Source organism: Pseudomonas baetica, from assembly GCF_002813455.1.
Lineage (GTDB): Bacteria > Pseudomonadota > Gammaproteobacteria > Pseudomonadales > Pseudomonadaceae > Aquipseudomonas > Aquipseudomonas baetica.
In genome coordinates, this window is record NZ_PHHE01000001.1 from 1469939 (window position 1) to 1487920 (window position 17982).

Genomic DNA, 17982 nt, shown 5'->3' on the forward strand with positions numbered 1-17982 from the left:
TGCACAAAACCAGTGTGGGAGCGAGCCTGCTCGCGAAAGCTGTGGATCAGGCAATGAATGGGTTAAGTGTGCCGACGCCTTCGCGAGCAGGCTCGCTCCCACAGTTGATTTGCGCTTGAATCACTTGCCGAGTTTCACCCGGGTCCAGCCGCGGGTCATGATCCGCTGGGTCGCAATCGGCTGATCCGGCACCGCATACAACGTCGCCATCACCGCTTGCGATGGATACGAGCCCGGGTCGTTGCGGATCGCTTCGTCCACCAGCGGTGTGGCGGCCGAGTTGGCATTGCTGTAGCCGTTGCTGTTGGTGATCTCGGCGATGATGTCCGGACGCATCAGGAAGTCCATGAACAGGTACGCGTTGTCGACGTTCGCCGCATCGCGCGGGATGGCGACCATGTCGTAGAAACTGCCGGCGCCTTCCTTGGGAATGCTGTAGTCGATCTTCACCTTGTTGCCCGATTCTACGGCGCGGGCCTTGGCCTGCAGCACGTCACCGGAATAACCGACGGCCACGCAGATGTTGCCGTTGGCCAGATCCGAGATGTACTTCGAAGAATGGAAGTACGCCACATACGGGCGGATTTTCATGAACAGCGCTTCGGCTTCGAGGATGTGCGCCTTGTCCTTGTCGTTCACCGGATAGCCCAGGTAGTGCAGGGCGGCCGGAAGCATTTCGGTCGGCGAGTCGAGGAAACTGATGCCGCACGCCTTGAGCTTCTCGGCGTTCTCCGGCTTGAACAGCAAGTCCCAGGAGTTGGTCGGGGCGTTGGCGCCGAGCACTTCCTTGACCTTGTCCGGGTTGAAACCGATGCCGATCGAGCCCCACATGTACGGGAACGCGTGAGCGTTGTCCGGGTCACTGGCGGCGGCATTTTTCAGCAGCACCGGGTTGAGATTTTTCCAGTTCGGCAGCTTCGATTTGTCCAGCGGCTGATAGACGCCGGCCTTGATCTGCTTGGCCAGGAAACTGTTGGACGGCACGACGAGGTCGTAGCCGGATTTGCCCGCCAGCAAACGCGCCTCAAGGGTTTCGTTGCTGTCGAACACGTCGTAGGTCACGCGGATGCCGGTCTCGTCTTCGAACTTCTTGACGGTGTCCGGCGCGATGTAATCGGACCAGTTGTAAACACGCAGCACCTTGTCGTTGGCCTGGGCGCCCATGACCATTGCGCCCATTAAGGACAGTGTCAGCAGAGTCCTGCCAAACATTTTCATCGGTACAACTCCATTCTTTTTATTCAAAAAACACAAAGCCAAAACCTGGTCGACTGCCCCGTTTATGTAGGAGCTGTCGAGTGAAACGAGGCTGCGATCTTTTGATCTTTCACATCAAGATCAAAAGATCGCAGCGTGCCGCAGCGCCTACACAGTCAGGCGGTGGCGGCGCGTTGCGGTTGCTGCCACGACTCGTTCGCTGTCTGATCCATCGCTTCCTGAATCGCACGTTTGCGGTTGGCCTCGGCCTTGCGACCGAAGTACCACACGAGGAAGGTCACCAGCGACACCGCCAGCAGAATCAGACTCGCCACGGCGTTGATCTCAGGCTTCACGCCCAGACGTACCGCCGAGAACACTTCCATCGGCAACGTCGTCGAGCCTGGGCCGGAGACGAAGCTGGCCAACACCAGGTCATCCAGCGACAAGGCGAACGACATCATCCCGCCCGCCGCCAGCGATGGGGCGATCATCGGAATGGTGATCAGGAAAAACACCTTGAACGGTTTCGCTCCCAGATCCATCGCCGCTTCTTCAATCGACAGGTCCAGTTCACGCAGGCGGGCGGAGACTACCACCGCCACATAGGCTGCACAAAACGTGGTGTGGGCGATCCAGATGGTGACGATGCCACGCTCCTGCGGCCAGCCGATCAACTGCGCCATCGCCACGAACAGCAGCAACAGCGACAGACCGGTAATCACCTCAGGCATCACCAGCGGCGCGGTGACCAGACCACCAAACAGCGTGCGGCCCTTGAAGCGGGTGACGCGCGTCAGCACGAAGGCGGCGAGGGTGCCCAACGCCACTGCGGCAACCGCGGTGTAGCAGGCGATTTCCAGCGAGCGCAGCACCGAACCCATCAGTTGCGTGTTGTCGAGCAGGCCGACGTACCACTTCACCGACCAGCCGCCCCACACCGTCACCAGTTTCGAGGCGTTGAACGAGTAGATCACCAGAATCAGCATCGGCAGATAGATAAACATCAAGCCGAAGATCAGCATGAACTTGGAAAAACCGAAGCGTTTCATCCCCGTGCCTCCATCTCTTTGGCCTGGCTGCGGTTGAACAGCAGAATCGGCACAATCAGGATCAACAGCATCACCACCGCCAGGGCAGATGCCATCGGCCAGTCGCGGTTATTGAAGAACTCTTGCCACAGCACGCGGCCGATCATCAGCGTCTCCGGGCCACCCAGCAGTTCCGGAATCACGAACTCACCGACCACCGGAATGAACACCAGCATGCAGCCTGCAATAATGCCGTTCTTGGCCAGCGGCACGGTGATTTTCCAGAAGTTGTTGAAGTTGCTCGAACCCAGGTCCGACGCGGCTTCCAGCAAGCTGCCATCGTGCTTCACAAGGTTGGCGTACAGCGGCAACACCATGAACGGCAGATAGGCATAAACCACGCCGATATACACGGCTGTGTTGGTGTTGAGGATCTCGATCGGGTGATCGGTGAGCCCCGTCCACATCAGAAACCCGTTGAGCAAACCGTTGTTGCTGAGGATGCCCATCCACGCATACACGCGGATCAGGATCGCGGTCCAGGTCGGCATCATGATCAACAGCAGCAGGACGTTTTGCGTTTCCTTGCCGGTTTTGGTGATTGCGTAGGCCATCGGAAAACCGATCACCAGACACATCAGCGTGCTCAGTGCGGCGACCTTCAACGAACCGAGGTAGGCCGACAGATACAGCTCGTCTTCGCCGAGCATGCTGTAGTTACCGATGTTCAGCAGCAGCTGGAATTTCTGTTCGGCGTAGGTGTAGATCTCCGAGTAGGGCGGGATTGACAGTGCGGCTTCCGAGAAGCTGATCTTCATCACCAGAAAGAACGGCAGCATGAAGAACAGGAACAGCCAGATGAACGGAATGCCGATCACCAGTTTGCGTCCGCTGGGCACCAGGCGCAGGAATTGCTGATTGAAGGTTCTCATGAGCGCAGTACCACGCCGCTGTCGTCTTCCCACCAGACGTAGACCTTGTCGTCCCAGGTTGGCCGCGCGCCACGGCGTTCGGCGTTGGCCATGAACGACTGGACGATTTTGCCGCCGGGCAATTCGACGTAGAACACCGAGTGGCCGCCGAGGTAGGCGATGTCATGCACCTTGCCTTCGGACCAGTTGTAGCGGAACTCCGGTTGGGTGGTGCTGACGAGCATTTTTTCCGGGCGGATCGCGTAGGTGATCGACTTGTCCTGCACCGAGGTGCTGACGCCGTGGCCAACGTAGATCTTCTGCTGCAAATCCGGGCTGTGGATGATGGCGTGGCCCTCAAGGTCTTCCACCACAGTGCCGTCGAAGGCGTTCACGTTGCCGATGAACTCGCAGACCATGCGGCTGACCGGTGCTTCGTAAATATCGACCGGGCTGCCGATCTGGGCGATCCAGCCCAGGTGCATGATCGCGATGCGCTCGGCCATGGTCATGGCTTCTTCCTGGTCGTGGGTCACCATCACGCAGGTCACGCCGACGCGCTCGATGATTTCCACCAGCTCAAGCTGCATTTGCGAGCGCAGCTTTTTATCCAGCGCACCCATCGGCTCATCGAGCAGCAACAGCTTTGGACGCTTGGCCAGCGAGCGGGCGAGGGCGACGCGCTGGCGCTGACCACCGGACAACTGATGCGGTTTGCGTTTGGCGTATTGGGTCATGTGCACCAGACGCAGCATCTCTTCCACACGGGCGTCGATTTCGCTGGCCGGCAAACGGTCCTGCTTGAGGCCAAAGGCGATGTTCTGCGCGACGGTCATGTGTGGGAACAGCGCGTAGGACTGGAACATCATGTTGATCGGCCGCTCGTAGGGCGGCATGTCGGTGATGTCCACGCCGTCGAGCAGAATCCGCCCTTCAGTCGGGCGCTCGAAACCGGCCAGCATGCGCAACAGAGTCGATTTGCCCGAACCGGAGCCGCCGAGCAGGGCGAAGATTTCGCCCTGATGGATCTCCAGGGACACATCGTCCACTGCCACGGTTTCGTCGAACTTCTTGGTCACGCGATCGACTTTCACCAGAACCTTTTTCGGTTGCTGATGACCTTCAAGAGCCTTCCTGTAAGTGCTGGAGGCGTTTGCCATGTGAAACTCCCAACAGGTTTCAGTCGCCAGGCCAATGTGGCCTGGCTTAAAAGTGGATTGCAGAGCGGTTCGGGATGTCTGTCAGCTATGGCGCAGAACCTGTGGGAGCGAGCCTGCTCGCGAAGACGGCGTGTCAGTCGACATCATTGTTTGCTGATACACCGCTTTCGCGAGCAGGCTCGCTCCCACAGGAGAAATGCGTTTACCTGACTGGCATTACCCGCACCGATCCGGCTTGTTCGGCGCCGCCGTCCTGGCTGCCTGGGTCGTACTTGTTGTTATTACGATGTGTTGTTTTCACGGATGACGGATGCGCAAACGCACAGCCGCCGACCCCGTGGGGGCAGTAAACAGTTTTAAAAATCCTGGGTTGTGTCAGCGCTTGCTGCGTTGCGCCGCCCGTTGCCGGCAAGCCTGGCCGAATGCCTGGAAAATCTTCAGGTAGTTCGGGTTGTCCAGCACCTGCCATTCCGGGTGCCATTGCACGCCGAGGGCAAAGGTCGGGCTGTGCTCCACCGAGATCGCCTCGATCAGGCCATCCGGCGCTACCGCTTCGGCGCGCAGGCCGGGCGCGAGGCGGTCGATGCCCTGACTGTGAATCGAGTTGACCTGGAACTCGCCCGGCAACGCCAGCGCCTCGAACACGCCACCACCAAGCACGCTGACCGCATGGGCTGGTGCGTATTGCACGGCCACGTCCGGGCTGTCGGCTTCGCGGTGATCGAGCATGCCCGGCAGCTCATGCACCTTCTGATGCAGGCTGCCGCCGAAGGCCACGTTCATTTCCTGGAAGCCACGGCAAATGCCCAGCACCGGAACGCCCGCGGCAATGGCTGCACGCAATAAAGGAAGGGTGGTGGCATCCCGCGCCGGATCGTGATCCGTGCCGGGGGCGCTGGCCGGGCCTTGATAGTGGAAAGGTTCCACATTCGAGGGCGAGCCGGTCAGCAGCAGACCGTCGAGTTGACCGAGCAGGTCTTCGATTTCAGTCAGGTTGCCAAGGGAAGGAATGACCACCGGCAACCCTTCAGCGCCAACGCTGACAGCACGTACGTACTTGTCGCCGCTGATGTGATAGGGGTGCAGGCCAATCTGTTTGACGCACGCAGTAACGCCGATCAATGGCTTGAATGCCATTTTTATTCACCTCGAAGTTTGACACTTGAACGAGCTTTTCCGGAGCTTAGCCTCGTTGATTTTAATTAACAACTGCCATGTAAAAAATTCTAAACGCCGTTCATCAAATCGTTACGGTTTCCGGGCGTCTGGCGCCTGTGGTGGCACGAGAGTGTTAAAAAAGGCCCTAAAAATAAAGGCTGAGCGGCCAGCTGTTCGCTATTGACTTCACTTTGCCGTTCGGGTTGACTGGCTCGGCGAAACAGCAGTGAACATAATAATTAACAGCTAAATAGGTGCATCATGTCGGTCCCTCTGCGTACCGTTCAACTCAACGAAGCAAACGCATTCCTTAAGAAATATCCTGAGGTTTTGTACGTCGACCTTCTGATTGCGGATATGAACGGTGTGGTGCGCGGCAAGCGCATCGAACGCACCAGTCTTCATAAGGTTTACGAGAAAGGCATCAACCTGCCGGCCTCGCTCTTCGCCCTCGACATCAATGGCTCCACGGTGGAAAGCACCGGCCTGGGCCTGGACATCGGCGACTCTGACCGCATCTGCTACCCGATCCCCGGCACCCTGAGCATCGAGCCGTGGCAGAAGCGCCCAACCGCACAATTGCTGATGACCATGCATGAGCTCGAGGGCCAGCCGTTCTTCGCCGACCCGCGTGAAGTGCTGGCCAACGTCGTGCGCAAGTTCGATGACATGGGCCTGACCATCTGCGCCGCGTTCGAACTCGAGTTCTACCTGATCGACCAGGACAACGTGAACGGCCGTCCGCAGTCGCCGCGTTCACCGGTGTCCGGCAAGCGTCCGGTGTCGACTCAGGTCTACCTGATCGACGACCTCGACGAATACGTCGACTGCCTGCAAGACATCCTCGAAGGCGCGAAAGAGCAGGGCATCCCGGCTGACGCCATCGTCAAGGAAAGCGCCCCGGCGCAGTTCGAAGTCAACCTGCATCACGTCTCCGATCCGATCAAGGCATGCGACTACGCGGTCCTGCTCAAGCGTCTGGTGAAGAACATCGCCTACGACCACGAGATGGACACCACCTTCATGGCCAAGCCGTATCCGGGCCAGGCGGGCAACGGTCTGCACGTACACATTTCGATCCTGGACAAAGAAGGCAACAACATCTTCGCCAGCGAGGATCCCGAGCAGAACGCCGCGCTGCGACACGCGATCGGCGGTGTGCTGGAGACCCTGCCTGCGCAAATGGCGTTCCTCTGTCCGAACGTCAACTCGTACCGCCGCTTCGGCGCACAGTTCTACGTGCCGAACTCGCCGAGCTGGGGCATCGACAACCGCACCGTTGCGGTACGAGTGCCGACCGGTTCCGCCGACGCCGTGCGTATCGAGCATCGAGTCGCCGGTGCCGACGCCAACCCGTACCTGCTGATGGCCTCGGTGCTGGCCGGTATTCACCACGGCCTGACCAACCAGATCGAACCGGGCGCCCCGGTGGAAGGCAACAGCTACGAGCAGAACGAACAGAGCCTGCCGAACAACCTGCGCGACGCCCTGCGCGAGCTGGACGACAGCGAAGTCATGGCCCGCTACATCGACCCGCTGTACATCGACGTGTTTGTCGCGTGCAAGGAAAGCGAGCTGGCCGAGTTCGAAAACTCGATCTCTGACCTTGAGTACAACTGGTATCTGCATACGGTGTGATTTGCAGAACCAACACCGACCCAATGTGGGAGCGGGCTTGCTCGCGAATGCGGTGTGTCATTCAAAGCAATGTTGCCTGACACGATGCTTTCGCGAGCAAGCCCGCTCCCACAGGGGTTCGGTTACCAAATTTTGATGAGTGGGCGATCGTCCACCGTCACCCCAATTTCCCCCCTTGTCGAGCCACAACAATGACTACAACCCGCAACGACTGGGAACAGCGCTTCCAGTCCCTGACCCTCGAATCCCGCGCCTTCATCAACGGCGAATACCGCCCGGCGATCAGCGGCGACACCTTCGAATGCCTGAGCCCCGTCGACGGCCGTTTCCTCGCCTCCGTGGCCAGCACCGACGAAGCCGACGCCAACCTCGCCGTGGAAGTCGCGCGCCAGTCTTTCGAATCCGGCGTGTGGGCGAAAAAAGCCCCGGCCGAGCGCAAGCGCATCCTGATCCGTTTCGCCGATCTGATCCTGCAACACCAGGAAGAACTGGCGCTGCTGGAAACCCTCGACATGGGCAAACCGATCAGCGACTCCATGAGCATCGACATCCCGGCGACCGCCAACGCGATCCGCTGGAGCGCCGAAGCCATCGACAAGATCTACGACGAAGTCGCCGCGACCCCGCACGACCAACTCGGTCTGATCACTCGCGAGCCGTCCGGTGTGGTCGCCGCGATCGTGCCGTGGAACTTCCCGCTGATCATGGCCAGCTGGAAATTCGCCCCCGCGCTGGCCGCTGGTAACTCGTTCATCCTCAAGCCTTCGGAAAAGTCGCCGCTGACCGCCATCCGCATCGCGCAGTTGGCGTTGGATGCCGGCATTCCAAAAGGCGTGTTCAACGTCCTGCCAGGCTTCGGCCACACCGTCGGCAAGGCGCTGGCGTTGCACATGGACGTCGACGTGTTGGCCTTCACCGGCTCCACGGCGATTGCCAAACAACTGATGATTTATGCCGGGCAAAGCAACATGAAACGCGTCTGGCTCGAAGCGGGCGGCAAGAGCCCCAACGTGGTGTTCGCCGACGCACCGGACTTGCGCGCGGCAGCACAAGCGGCGGCCGGCGCCATCGCCTTCAACCAAGGCGAAGTCTGCACTGCCGGTTCGCGCCTGCTGGTCGAGCGTTCGATCCGCGAGCAATTCATTCCGCTGCTGGTGGAAGCATTGCAAGCGTGGAAACCGGGGCACGCCCTCGACCCGGCAACCACCGTCGGCGCCGTGGTCGATCAGCGTCAACTCGACAACGTGCTGCGCTACATCAGCATCGGCCGCGAGCAGGGCGCCGAGCTGATCGCTGGCGGCCAGCGCACTCTCGAAGAAACCGGTGGCCTCTACGTGCAACCGGCGATCTTCGATGGCGTGACCAACGCCATGACCATCGCCCAGGAAGAAATCTTCGGCCCGGTGCTGTCGCTGATCACCTTCGACACCGCTGAAGAAGCGCTGCAGATCGCCAACGACAGCATCTTCGGCCTCGCCGCCGGCGTCTGGACCAGCAACCTGAGCAAGGCGCACACCTTCGCCCGCGGTTTGCGCGCCGGCAGCGTGTGGGTCAACCAATACGACGGCGGCGACATGACCGCGCCGTTCGGTGGTTTCAAACAGTCGGGCAACGGTCGCGACAAATCGCTGCACGCGTTCGACAAGTACACCGAACTGAAAGCGACCTGGATCAAGCTCTGATTTTTCTAAAGCGGTGGTCGCCTTCAATGGGCGACCCTCGGAGAACAATAATATGAAACAGCAACACGTAAACAGCTACTACGCCGCCACCCGCAACGAAGTCATCGACTTCCCGATTCTGGAAGAAGCGGTGGACTGCGATGTCTGCATCATCGGCGCCGGCTACACCGGCCTGTCCTCGGCACTGTTCCTGACTGAAGCCGGCTACAAAGTGACGGTGCTGGAAGCGGCGAAAGTCGGCTACGGCGCCAGCGGCCGCAACGGCGGTCAACTGGTCAACTCCTACAGCCGCGACGTCGACGTGATCGAAGAGCGCTACGGCGACAAGACCGCCGAAATCCTCGGTAGCATGATCTTCGAAGGCGCCGACATCATTCGTTCGCGCATCAAGGACTACGACATCAAATGCGACTACCGCCCGGGCGGCATCTTCGCAGCGATGAACAAGAAACAACTGAATGGCCTGGCCGAGCAGAAGAAAAACTGGGAACGCTACGGCAATCGCAATCTGAAGATGCTCGACGCTGCGGACATTCGCAGGGAAGTCGGCTCCGACGCCTACGTCGGCGGCCTGCTCGACTTGCAGGGCGGCCATGTTCACCCGCTGAACCTGGCCCTCGGTGAAGCCGCCGCGATCACGCGTCTGGGCGGGAAGATCTACGAGCAATCCGCTGCCGTGGAAATCACCTACGGCGAGCCGAATGTCATCCGCACCGCCAAAGGCCTGGTACGCGCCAAGTACCTGCTGATCGCCGGCAACGCTTATCTGCCGCAAGGCCTCGACAACCGCGTGACCGCGAAAAGCATGCCGTGCGGCTCGCAAATCGTCGTCACCGAACCGTTGACCGAAAAGCAGGCACGCAGCCTGATCACCAACAACTACTGCGTCGAAGACTGCAACTACTTGCTGGATTACTACCGCCTCACCGCCGACAACCGTCTGCTCTACGGCGGCGGCGTGGTCTACGGCGCGCGTGAACCGGACGACATCGAACAACTGATCCGCCCGAAGATCCTCAAGACCTTCCCACAGCTCAAGGACGTGAAAATCGACTACCGCTGGACCGGCAACTTCCTGCTGACCATGTCACGCATGCCGCAATTCGGCCGCATCGAGAAAAACGCCTACTACATGCAAGGCTACAGCGGCCACGGCGTCACTTGCTCACACCTGGCCGGCAAACTGATCTCGGAAATGATCCGCGGCGACGCCGAACGCTTCGATGCGTTCGCCTCGCTGCCGCACATGCCAATGCTCGGCGGCCGCACCTTCTCCGCACCGCTGACAGCCCTCGGCGCCGTCTACTACTCGCTACGCGACCGCTTCGGCCTCTAAGTTACCTCCCCGGCGGCGGCCCCAAGACCCCGCCGGTTTTTACCTGATACACCAAAACTCTAATTGTGGGAGCTGGCTTGCCAGCGATGACGGCCTGACAACCTCCACAAAGCCAACTGACACAAAAGAGATCCAACTGTGGGAGCGAGCCTGCCAGCGAAGAGGCCAGCCCAGCCACCATCCCTCCCACAGAAACACCACAAACCCTGTGGGATTCTGGCTTGCCAGCGATGACGGCCTGACAACCCCCACAAAGCCAACTGACACAAAAGAGATCCAACTGTGGGAGCGAGCCTGCCAGCGATGAGGCCAGCCCAGCCAACATCCCTCCCACAGAAACACCACAAACCCTGTGGGAGTCTGGCTTGCCAGCGATGACGGCCTGACAACCTCCACAAAGCCAACTGACACAAAAGAGATCCAACTGTGGGAGCGGGCCTGCCAGCGAAGAGGCCAGCCCAGCCACCATCCCTCCCACAGAAACACCACAAACCCTGTGGGAGTCTGGCTTGCCAGCGATGACGGCCTGACAACCTCCACAAAGCCAACTGACACAAAAGAGATCCAACTGTGGGAGCGAGCCTGCTCGCGAAGAGGCCATATCAGCCAACATCCATGTCGCCTGACACACCGCTTTCGCGAGCAAGCCCGCTCCCACAGTCACTGTATTACCAAGGCAAGAAAGACTTTTCCCCCACCACCCATCGAACCTGCTGAGCAACACCAGCAAACGTGATTTAATAGCCGCCTTTCACGGTTCCGGGACACGGGAGCAACGTGATCCGCGCCCCGGCGCGTCACCCGCCACCCACCCCCATCACCCTTAAGTACTCTTCACATAAGGCAGTCATGGATACGGGTTCTCGACTCAAACTAGTACGCGAAAGCTACAAACTCTCCCAGCGCGAGCTGGCCCGGCGTAGCGGCGTGACCAATGCCACCATCTCCCTGATCGAACAGAATCGCGTCAGCCCCTCCGTCAGCTCCCTGAAAAAGCTGCTCGAAGGCATCCCGATGTCCCTGGCCGACTTCTTCACCTTCGACCAACCGCCGCGCGAACACCAATATGTCTTCCGCGCCAATGAACAACCCGACCTCGGCCGCCACGGCCTGCGCCTGCTGCTGATCGGCGCCTCCGTGCCGAGCCGCCAGATGCGCTTGCTGCGCGAGCAATACGCACCGGGCGCGAGCTCCGGGGAAGAGCCGATTGTGCATGCGGAAGGTGAGGAGTGTGGGCTGGTGACGCGGGGGACGGTTGAGTTGACCGTGGATGGCTCGGTGAGTGTTTTGAATGCCGGGGATGGGTATTACTTTCCGACGACGTTGCCGCATAAGTTCCGGAATATTGGGGCGGATGAGGCTGAGATTATTAGTGCGAATACGCCGGCGAATTTTTAGTTTTGTATTGCTACTTCTTAGTCAATATTATTGGCATCTGATTTGACTAATTAGATGCCAGGTTTATTTTGCTAAGTAAACATGGCATCTTTCTTTTTTCTATTGTGCTTATATAGGCTCTAAGATATCCATGAAGATTTCTTTTAGTGCTTTGTGGTCGGTGGTGTAGGCGCTTATGTTAGCTGATATCCACTGGTCACTGTCTTCTTGCCAGCGAATCGAGTACTTTGCATCTTGCGCAATATACTCAAACAGAATTCTCTGTGTTCGGCCGTTGCCTTCACGAAATGGGTGAATGATATTCAGCTCGCCATAATGGTAGGCAAGGCGATCAGCAGTATCTTCCAAGCTCCAGAATTTTTCCTTATTCTGAAAGTCGAGATTTATAGCTTGAAAAATTTTCAGCGCTTCGGCTTCGATGCGCTCTGGAGCACAAAATCGGGTGGTTCCTTTCCATATGCCAACTAGACGGAGCTCTCCAGCCCATTGATAGAGGGACGAAAAAAGGGTTTTGTGGATATATTTCATCGTGGCAAGGCTGTAGGGGCTTTTTTGCTCGCTTATCAAAGCGATATTGAGCTTGGTGGCTTCGCGCTCAGCAACCTCCAGTTCGTTAATGTCGGTGATGTCTTTAATGTTTTTGAGGCAGTCGGTACCTTTTATGAGATAGGGGTCGCTTTCAGAGATTTGATATCTGTCCATAGTTAATTGTTCTCCAGAATAATACCTTCCAGCTTGGAGCTGGCTATAAAATTTCGCACCTTGTTTTTCTCAAAAATCGACTGGGCGCTGAGTTCGTCTGGAGACGAAAAAAGCCGCAGCATATCCAGTAGCATCTTCGTAACGGTGGATTTCTTTTTTCGGTTTGTAGGTCGGCCAATCTCTTTTGCGATGAGTTCTTGAAAGGTATAGACGTCAACGCTGCTACCTTTCCAGGTATCATTTTCAATGTACGTGTTTATGTCTGCTGGATGTCGTCGCGTCCATGCGGTCACTGATTTGATTAATCTCTGCGCTTCCCTATGGGTCTGGCACTGAAAGTTAGCGCCGAATGTAGATTTCAGTAATTTATTGATTTGCGCAATGCTTATTGATTCCAAGCGAGGGTAGTCACTAGAGAGAAGTATTTCCTTGATTTCATCAGATTGTGAATTCACGATATTTTTTGGCCTGGTCACGTTCGCATTCAGATTCAAGAATAGCTCATCATTTCCTGTTCCTTGCTTTGTGCGCTAATTAGCAAGAAAAAGTAAGATTCTGAGTCGCAATACAGGTAGTTATTCACGCGCTCCCTCCATTGTCCATGATCATGAGTAATGCCGAACCTATCAAATCATCAGTGCAATTTCCATCTCTTGCTCGAGTCAGGCTGACAGCCTGACGAGCCAAGAGGAGGTCACGTTAAATCGGTAGCATTGGTTCCGCAAAAATACGGCTTTCAAGCTCTGGAATGTTGAAAGGCTAAATGGGGGTATCAAACCCCCGCTGCTCTATTACCCGAAATACATCACTGACATCCTGCACCATGATCCTGGCGATGTTGGTCACGGTGTTGATGTCGTGTTCGGCGTAATCGGGGAGGCTGGTGCAGGCGATGAGGTCGAGGTATTTGAGTACGGCGTTTAGGCGTTCGGCCAGGCAGGCATGGAGTTCACGCAGTGGGGAGTCGGCGTCGATCAGGAGGACGGGGTGGTCGGTGGCTGGGTGAGACATGTGGGCGTAGTGGTGGAGAGGTTTTTTGATCGTCATTAGGAATGGTCTCTCAATAAAAAATGAGCCACCGTTCTGCTGCGAAACATAATGGGTGGCGGCTGTGAGCAGGTTCGCAGACCGAGGAGAAACCAGACTCGGCAGACTCGAAAGTCTCCCGCACACAACCGCCATAAAACGTAATGCTGGCGAATTTTGCCAGAATTGTCGTTAGACGGTGTTATCCAATTTCTCCTTTGGGCTGCGAAACCCATCGCCAACTGCGGTCAGCGACAGCCCCACTCTAGGCAGCAATTCCTGCCGCCACAACCGACCTGTAGGACGCAAACCCGACCCTGTGGCGAGGGGATTTATCCCTGATCGGCGACGCAGTCGTCGTAATCCGTGGCCTGCGGCGTGTCTGGAGAAATGAGCTCGCCGGTTTGGGGCCGCTTCGCAACCCATCGGGGATGAATCCCCTCACCACAGGGGGTGTTTTCCTACGCGTTTTTCAGACTTCAAATTCGGTCGAATCTCAAATCATGGCTTTGCATGTTGATACAGGGCTGCTTCGCAGGCCAGCGGGAGCAAGCGCCCTCGCCACAATGAATGTGTTGATGCACGAAAAAGGGACACCCAGCGGTGTAATGCTGATCAGTTAAGCCCTTTTGCTTGACCTTTGGCCGCAAGAAATCAAAATCCGATGCCTGAATAGGCATCGGATTTTTTTATGCGTCTGGCTCGGGCACTGGAACTCACCCACAACTTCGTCTCGACTCCCAACTCCCTCGAAGGGTTGGACTCGTTGCTTGATCCATCTCTGGTCGAACAGGCATTGGAGCAGGCCGGTGTAGCCACTTTGCGCAGGCGACGCTTACCTTTGGAAATGATGCTTTGGTGCGTCATCTCCATGGCGTTTTTTCGACGCATGTCGGCGTGGGATGTGGTCAGTCGCATGAACATCATGCTGCCTGGGCAACGTCCGCTGGTCGCGCCCAGCGCCGTAGTCCAAGCCCGTCAGCGGCTGGGCAGCGAGGCCGTACGACAAGTCTTCGATCTGACTCAGAAAAGCTGGCATGAAGCGGCCAGTCATCCGACCTGGGCCGGGTTGCGCTTGCTGGGTGTCGACGGCGTCGTCTGGCGTACGCCCGATACACCGGAAAACCGTGCGCGTTACGACTCCGCCAGCAACCAGCATGGCGATACTGGTTTTCCTCAGGTGCGCATGGTTTGCCAAATGGAATTGACCAGTCACTTACTGATTGGCAGCGCGTTTGACGGCTATCGCAGCAACGAGATGAAACTGGCGGAGCAACTGATCGAAACCACCCCCGATCACTCGCTGACGCTGTTCGATCGCGGCTTTTATTCCTTGGGGTTGCTGCATCAATGGCAGCAAGCAGGCATCGAGCGACATTGGTTGATGCCGCTGAAAAAAGGCTCGCAGTACGAAGTGCTTCAGCGTTTGGGGCGCCACGATGCTGTGGTCTCGTTGAGTACTTCGCCGCAGGCCCGCAAGCAATGGCCTGGATTGCCGGAGCGCCTGACTGCGCGGCTTCTGAGCAAAACCGTCAAGGGCAAGGTTTGTCAGATACTGACGTCGATGGCCGACTCATTACGCTTCCCGTCCGACGAAATCGTCGATCTCTACAGCCAGCGATGGGAGATCGAGTTAGGGTTTAGAGAAATGAAGCAGACCCTGCTGAACAGCAGCTATACGCTGCGCAGCAAGACGCCCGAAATGATTGAGCAGGAACTGTGGGGCGTGTTGTTGGGCTACAACCTGTTGCGTTATCAGATGGTGGAGATGAGCCGCCATTGTCCAGGCATCCATCCATGCGAACTGAGCTTCACCGCGTGCACTTGGGCGATCTTGGGGTTTATCAACGGCGTTTCTGCGGATCGTTCGGGGAACATCCCCAAATATCTCGCAGAGTTGCATGCCTCAGCCCCGCATTATGTCCTGCCACATCGACGCGAGGAGCGCATTTATCCTCGGGCAATCAGGCTCAAATCGCCGAAGTATCCGATCAAAAACAAAAATGCCAGTCAGCTTAACTGACTGGCATTACACCCAGCGGTGTCCCTTTTTATGTGCGCTAAACATCCGTTACTTCGCCTTCCAATGCCCACCGCCACTTTCACAATCAATCTTCGCCTGCCCCAGATTCTCCGCGCCGTAGTAATACGTGGTCACCTGCGCGCCCTCCGGAATATTCAACGCTTTGGCGTTTTTGTCCTTGCTGGTGGAGTGCGGGTTGGCGAGGGATTCCTGGGTGAGGGTGGCAATACAAGTGGCCTTGTAGTGGTCATCGCACTGCTGGACCTTTTTCTTGACGGCGTTGACCATGTCTTTGCTTTCGTTGCTGCACGACCAGTCGATGGCATTGACGGGCATACCTTCGTATTCGTAGCAGCTATGGCCGGATACGGTAGGCACGGAGGCGCTGGAGGAGCGGGTTTCGACGTCGCAGCCTTCGGCCATGACGCAGGTGGGGATGACGCAGAACGTGGCGAGCAGAAGCAGGAATCGAATGTTCATCGGGCTTTCCTCTTCAAGGGCGCCGGTTCTGATCAATGTTTGGGCGCTTAAGGTTTCGAGATAGCGCAGAGGAGGAGGTTCCATCAGGTTTTTGATTTGCGCTGGTCGCGTAGACTGAGAAACAATCGGACACATCTAGCGCCCAAGGATTGGAATATTGCCCATGATTGAAATTGGCAGCCGCAACAACGCTCCTACGCCGCAGCACTCCACCCACGACGTCTACATTTTCAACATCGACCTGTCCCGAGCGGCCACGCCTTTCTGCTTCGAACAGTCGACGGCCGGAGGGCATGGTGGGCAGGGCGGTGCGCGCTGGTTGGCGCTGGATGAGCTGGACGCCTGGCCCGGTGAGTGGCGTGAGCATTTGAAGAAGGCTGATTGTGCCTGGGTCGCTGAGTTGATCGATGCGCATCCGGGGGCGGATCAGGCGACGTTGGTCGGCATGATTCTCAAGCAACACGCCGAGCCGGTCGGTCGGTTGAAAGCGATTGGCGGCTGGCTTAAACGCAACATCCATGTCGGCGGCCGGTACGGCGTTTAATCCGAGGAGATTTCCATGACTCAAACACTCGAACGCGCCATTGCCATCGCCGCCACCGCGCACGCGGGGCAGGTGGACAAGGGCGGGGCGCCGTACATTTTGCATCCGCTGAAGGTGATGCTGCGCATGACCTCGCTGGAGGAGCGCATCGTCGCGGTGCTGCACGATGTGGTCGAGGATTGCGCTATCAGCCTGGATGACCTGCGCAAGGAAGGCTTCAGCGAAGAGGTGCTGACGGCCATTGCGTCGGTGACCAAAGTGCCGGGCGAGTCCTATGAGGAATTCGTCGAGCGTGCGGCGCAGAACCCGATTGGCCGGGTGGTGAAACTGGCGGATCTGGAAGAGAACAGTGACCTGTCACGGATCGCCTCGCCAAGTTGGGAGGATCTGGAGCGGATTGAGAAGTATCGGCGCGCGATTGGACGGTTGCGCTCATAAAAATGGACACGCCCCTGTAGGAGCTGCCGAAGGCTCGGGCCGCGATCGGACGATCTTTTGATCTTGATCTTCAAAAAAGATCAAAAGATCGCAGCCTGCGGCAGCTCCTACACGGTATGTGTGTCGGATCAGTTGAATAGCCAGGAAGGCGAATATGAAATCGATTCTGTGTCTGTTGATTGCCGCCGGTTTCGGTGCGGTGTTGGAATCTCTTGGCGTACCGCATGGCTTGCTGTTGGGTTCGATCCTTGTCACGGCACTGGTCGTGACCAAGTCAGGTTTCGCACCGGCAACGCCTTATGGCTTGGGCTACATCCAGGTCACCCTGGGCATCGCCACCGGGCTGATGTTCGAGGCGTGGGACAGTGCGACGGCGTCGACGATGTTGCCGAGCCTTGGTGTGTTGCTGCTGTGTCTGACGGTGCAGATTGCCCTGGCCGGTTGGTGGCTGACGCGTGGGGCAGGGTGGAATCGAACTGATGCACTGTTGGCGGTGTATCCGGGGGCACTGGCGGCGGTGTTTGATTTGCTCGAGTCGGAGAAGGCGTCGAGCAAAGTCATCATCGTGCACCTGATGCGATTACTGCTGATTACCGTGCTGGTGAGCTTTTTGATTCCGGGGCAGGTGTCGGTGGCTGCTGTTGATAGCGATCCGTTGACCACCGGCATGGCGTTGACGGTTTTCTCGGTGATCGGCTTGAGCGTCGTGCTCGGTCGATTGCTGCTGGTGATCGGCGTGCCGGCGCCCTTCATGCTCACGGCGATCATCATCACCGCAGTCTTTGTAAAAGCAGGCTGGTTGCACGGTTTTCACATGCCCGACTGGAGCTTGAATCTGGCGGCGCTGATTCTCGGCGTGCGCATCGGCTCGCGGTTCCAGGGTTTGGGCGTCAGGGAATTGGGCCTGCATGGCCGCACGGCACTGGTCTCGGTCGGGCTGATGATTGTGGTGGCGGCGGTGTTTGCAGAGGTAGCGGCGCGGTGGTTGGGCAGCGATCCGTTGTCGCTATGGCTGGCGTACATGCCGGGGGCGATCGAGACGATTGCGATTGTCGCGTTTGCCGGCGGGCTGAATGTGGTGTTTATCCTCACTCACCACTTGGCGCGGATGGTGCTGCTGCATTTTGCGCCGGCGTTGTTGGTGCAGGTGCGGCGGGTGCGGGAGGGCTAGGGTGAGGGGCTCTTGACCCTGCGTCTTGAACTAGACTTCCTGACTACCCCGCACCACCGCCAACCCCAGGCCCCGCCGGAGGCAATC

The 17982-nt window shown here is 57.9% G+C and carries 17 protein-coding genes; 8 read left to right on the forward strand and 9 right to left on the reverse strand.

The window, feature by feature from the left end:
• Nucleotides 1-120 precede the first annotated feature (120 nt).
• The 5 genes from ATI02_RS06730 to ATI02_RS06750 form a co-directional block, all read right to left on the reverse strand.
• Nucleotides 121-1218, reverse strand: coding sequence for a polyamine ABC transporter substrate-binding protein (locus ATI02_RS06730; RefSeq protein WP_100845820.1), 1098 nt, complete (start codon nucleotides 1216-1218; stop codon nucleotides 121-123).
• 155 nt (nucleotides 1219-1373) lie between these two features.
• The gene (locus ATI02_RS06735; protein ID WP_100845821.1) at nucleotides 1374-2249 is read right to left on the reverse strand and encodes an ABC transporter permease subunit; all 876 of its coding nucleotides are present in this window, start codon (nucleotides 2247-2249) and stop codon (nucleotides 1374-1376) included.
• Nucleotides 2246-3127 carry an ABC transporter permease subunit gene (locus ATI02_RS06740; RefSeq protein ID WP_420875242.1) on the reverse strand — a complete coding sequence of 294 codons (882 nt, stop codon included), beginning with the start codon at nucleotides 3125-3127 and terminating at the stop codon, nucleotides 2246-2248. The genes ATI02_RS06735 and ATI02_RS06740 overlap by 4 nt, the downstream gene beginning before the upstream one ends.
• A gap of 29 nt (nucleotides 3128-3156) precedes the next feature.
• Nucleotides 3157-4299 (reverse strand): polyamine ABC transporter ATP-binding protein, encoded by a 1143-nt coding sequence (potA, locus tag ATI02_RS06745; protein ID WP_095187559.1) that lies wholly within the window; start codon nucleotides 4297-4299, stop codon nucleotides 3157-3159.
• Between the two features lie 375 nt (nucleotides 4300-4674).
• Nucleotides 4675-5436, reverse strand: coding sequence for a gamma-glutamyl-gamma-aminobutyrate hydrolase family protein (locus ATI02_RS06750; protein WP_095187560.1), 762 nt, complete (start codon nucleotides 5434-5436; stop codon nucleotides 4675-4677).
• Between the two features lie 282 nt (nucleotides 5437-5718).
• Between ATI02_RS06750 and ATI02_RS06755 the strand changes: the two genes are divergently transcribed.
• The 4 genes from ATI02_RS06755 to ATI02_RS06770 all read left to right on the forward strand — a co-directional run bounded on the left by ATI02_RS06755 (nucleotide 5719) and on the right by ATI02_RS06770 (nucleotide 11511).
• On the forward strand, nucleotides 5719-7095 hold the full coding sequence (locus ATI02_RS06755; protein WP_095187561.1) for a glutamine synthetase family protein: 1377 nt from the start codon (nucleotides 5719-5721) through the stop codon (nucleotides 7093-7095).
• A 191-nt stretch (nucleotides 7096-7286) separates the two neighbouring features.
• Complete coding sequence (locus tag ATI02_RS06760) at nucleotides 7287-8777, forward strand: aldehyde dehydrogenase (protein ID WP_095187562.1); 1491 nt, start codon at nucleotides 7287-7289, stop codon at nucleotides 8775-8777.
• A gap of 52 nt (nucleotides 8778-8829) precedes the next feature.
• Nucleotides 8830-10113, forward strand: coding sequence for an NAD(P)/FAD-dependent oxidoreductase (locus ATI02_RS06765; protein WP_100845823.1), 1284 nt, complete (start codon nucleotides 8830-8832; stop codon nucleotides 10111-10113).
• Nucleotides 10114-10962: 849 nt separating this feature from the next.
• Nucleotides 10963-11511, forward strand: coding sequence for a type II toxin-antitoxin system RelB family anti-toxin (locus tag ATI02_RS06770; RefSeq protein WP_007950154.1), 549 nt, complete (start codon nucleotides 10963-10965; stop codon nucleotides 11509-11511).
• A 108-nt stretch (nucleotides 11512-11619) separates the two neighbouring features.
• Here the strand turns inward: ATI02_RS06770 and ATI02_RS06775 are convergent, their stop codons facing one another.
• The 3 genes from ATI02_RS06775 to ATI02_RS06785 form a co-directional block, all read right to left on the reverse strand.
• A complete protein-coding gene (locus ATI02_RS06775) occupies nucleotides 11620-12213 on the reverse strand; it encodes a Fic/DOC family protein (protein ID WP_095187564.1) in 594 nt (197 codons plus the stop codon).
• 2 nt (nucleotides 12214-12215) lie between these two features.
• Nucleotides 12216-12707, reverse strand: a complete 492-nt coding sequence (locus ATI02_RS06780) for a hypothetical protein (RefSeq protein WP_095187565.1) — start codon at nucleotides 12705-12707, stop codon at nucleotides 12216-12218.
• Nucleotides 12708-12972: 265 nt separating this feature from the next.
• The gene (locus ATI02_RS06785; protein WP_095187566.1) at nucleotides 12973-13260 is read right to left on the reverse strand and encodes a fructose-bisphosphate aldolase; all 288 of its coding nucleotides are present in this window, start codon (nucleotides 13258-13260) and stop codon (nucleotides 12973-12975) included.
• Nucleotides 13261-13930: 670 nt separating this feature from the next.
• Between ATI02_RS06785 and ATI02_RS06790 the strand changes: the two genes are divergently transcribed.
• The gene (locus ATI02_RS06790) at nucleotides 13931-15262 is read left to right on the forward strand and encodes an IS4 family transposase (protein WP_100845361.1); all 1332 of its coding nucleotides are present in this window, start codon (nucleotides 13931-13933) and stop codon (nucleotides 15260-15262) included.
• Nucleotides 15263-15310: 48 nt separating this feature from the next.
• On the opposite strand, the gene ATI02_RS06795 is transcribed toward ATI02_RS06790, so the two are convergent.
• Complete coding sequence (locus tag ATI02_RS06795) at nucleotides 15311-15742, reverse strand: hypothetical protein (RefSeq protein ID WP_095187567.1); 432 nt, start codon at nucleotides 15740-15742, stop codon at nucleotides 15311-15313.
• Between the two features lie 163 nt (nucleotides 15743-15905).
• Between ATI02_RS06795 and ATI02_RS06800 the strand changes: the two genes are divergently transcribed.
• The 3 genes from ATI02_RS06800 (at nucleotide 15906) to ATI02_RS06810 (ending at nucleotide 17895) form a co-directional block, all read left to right on the forward strand.
• Nucleotides 15906-16286, forward strand: a complete 381-nt coding sequence (locus tag ATI02_RS06800) for a hypothetical protein (RefSeq protein WP_095187568.1) — start codon at nucleotides 15906-15908, stop codon at nucleotides 16284-16286.
• Between the two features lie 15 nt (nucleotides 16287-16301).
• Nucleotides 16302-16724 carry an HD domain-containing protein gene (locus ATI02_RS06805; protein ID WP_095187569.1) on the forward strand — a complete coding sequence of 141 codons (423 nt, stop codon included), beginning with the start codon at nucleotides 16302-16304 and terminating at the stop codon, nucleotides 16722-16724.
• Between the two features lie 154 nt (nucleotides 16725-16878).
• Complete coding sequence (locus ATI02_RS06810; RefSeq protein ID WP_100845824.1) at nucleotides 16879-17895, forward strand: AbrB family protein; 1017 nt, start codon at nucleotides 16879-16881, stop codon at nucleotides 17893-17895.
• Nucleotides 17896-17982: the final 87 nt, after the last annotated feature.

What these genes read in the sequence shown, in the direction of transcription:
- ATI02_RS06730 (WP_100845820.1), bottom strand. Translation starts at nt 1,218, where the DNA reads ATGAAAATGTTTGGCAGGACTCTGCTGACACTGTCCTTAATGGGCGCA.
- ATI02_RS06735 (WP_100845821.1), bottom strand. Translation starts at nt 2,249, where the DNA reads ATGAAACGCTTCGGTTTTTCCAAGTTCATGCTGATCTTCGGCTTGATG.
- potA (WP_095187559.1), bottom strand. Translation starts at nt 4,299, where the DNA reads ATGGCAAACGCCTCCAGCACTTACAGGAAGGCTCTTGAAGGTCATCAG.
- ATI02_RS06750 (WP_095187560.1), bottom strand. Translation starts at nt 5,436, where the DNA reads ATGGCATTCAAGCCATTGATCGGCGTTACTGCGTGCGTCAAACAGATT.
- ATI02_RS06755 (WP_095187561.1), top strand. Translation starts at nt 5,719, where the DNA reads ATGTCGGTCCCTCTGCGTACCGTTCAACTCAACGAAGCAAACGCATTC.
- ATI02_RS06760 (WP_095187562.1), top strand. Translation starts at nt 7,287, where the DNA reads ATGACTACAACCCGCAACGACTGGGAACAGCGCTTCCAGTCCCTGACC.
- ATI02_RS06765 (WP_100845823.1), top strand. Translation starts at nt 8,830, where the DNA reads ATGAAACAGCAACACGTAAACAGCTACTACGCCGCCACCCGCAACGAA.
- ATI02_RS06770 (WP_007950154.1), top strand. Translation starts at nt 10,963, where the DNA reads ATGGATACGGGTTCTCGACTCAAACTAGTACGCGAAAGCTACAAACTC.
- ATI02_RS06775 (WP_095187564.1), bottom strand. Translation starts at nt 12,213, where the DNA reads ATGGACAGATATCAAATCTCTGAAAGCGACCCCTATCTCATAAAAGGT.
- ATI02_RS06785 (WP_095187566.1), bottom strand. Translation starts at nt 13,260, where the DNA reads ATGACGATCAAAAAACCTCTCCACCACTACGCCCACATGTCTCACCCA.
- ATI02_RS06790 (WP_100845361.1), top strand. Translation starts at nt 13,931, where the DNA reads ATGCGTCTGGCTCGGGCACTGGAACTCACCCACAACTTCGTCTCGACT.
- ATI02_RS06795 (WP_095187567.1), bottom strand. Translation starts at nt 15,742, where the DNA reads ATGAACATTCGATTCCTGCTTCTGCTCGCCACGTTCTGCGTCATCCCC.
- ATI02_RS06800 (WP_095187568.1), top strand. Translation starts at nt 15,906, where the DNA reads ATGATTGAAATTGGCAGCCGCAACAACGCTCCTACGCCGCAGCACTCC.
- ATI02_RS06805 (WP_095187569.1), top strand. Translation starts at nt 16,302, where the DNA reads ATGACTCAAACACTCGAACGCGCCATTGCCATCGCCGCCACCGCGCAC.
- ATI02_RS06810 (WP_100845824.1), top strand. Translation starts at nt 16,879, where the DNA reads ATGAAATCGATTCTGTGTCTGTTGATTGCCGCCGGTTTCGGTGCGGTG.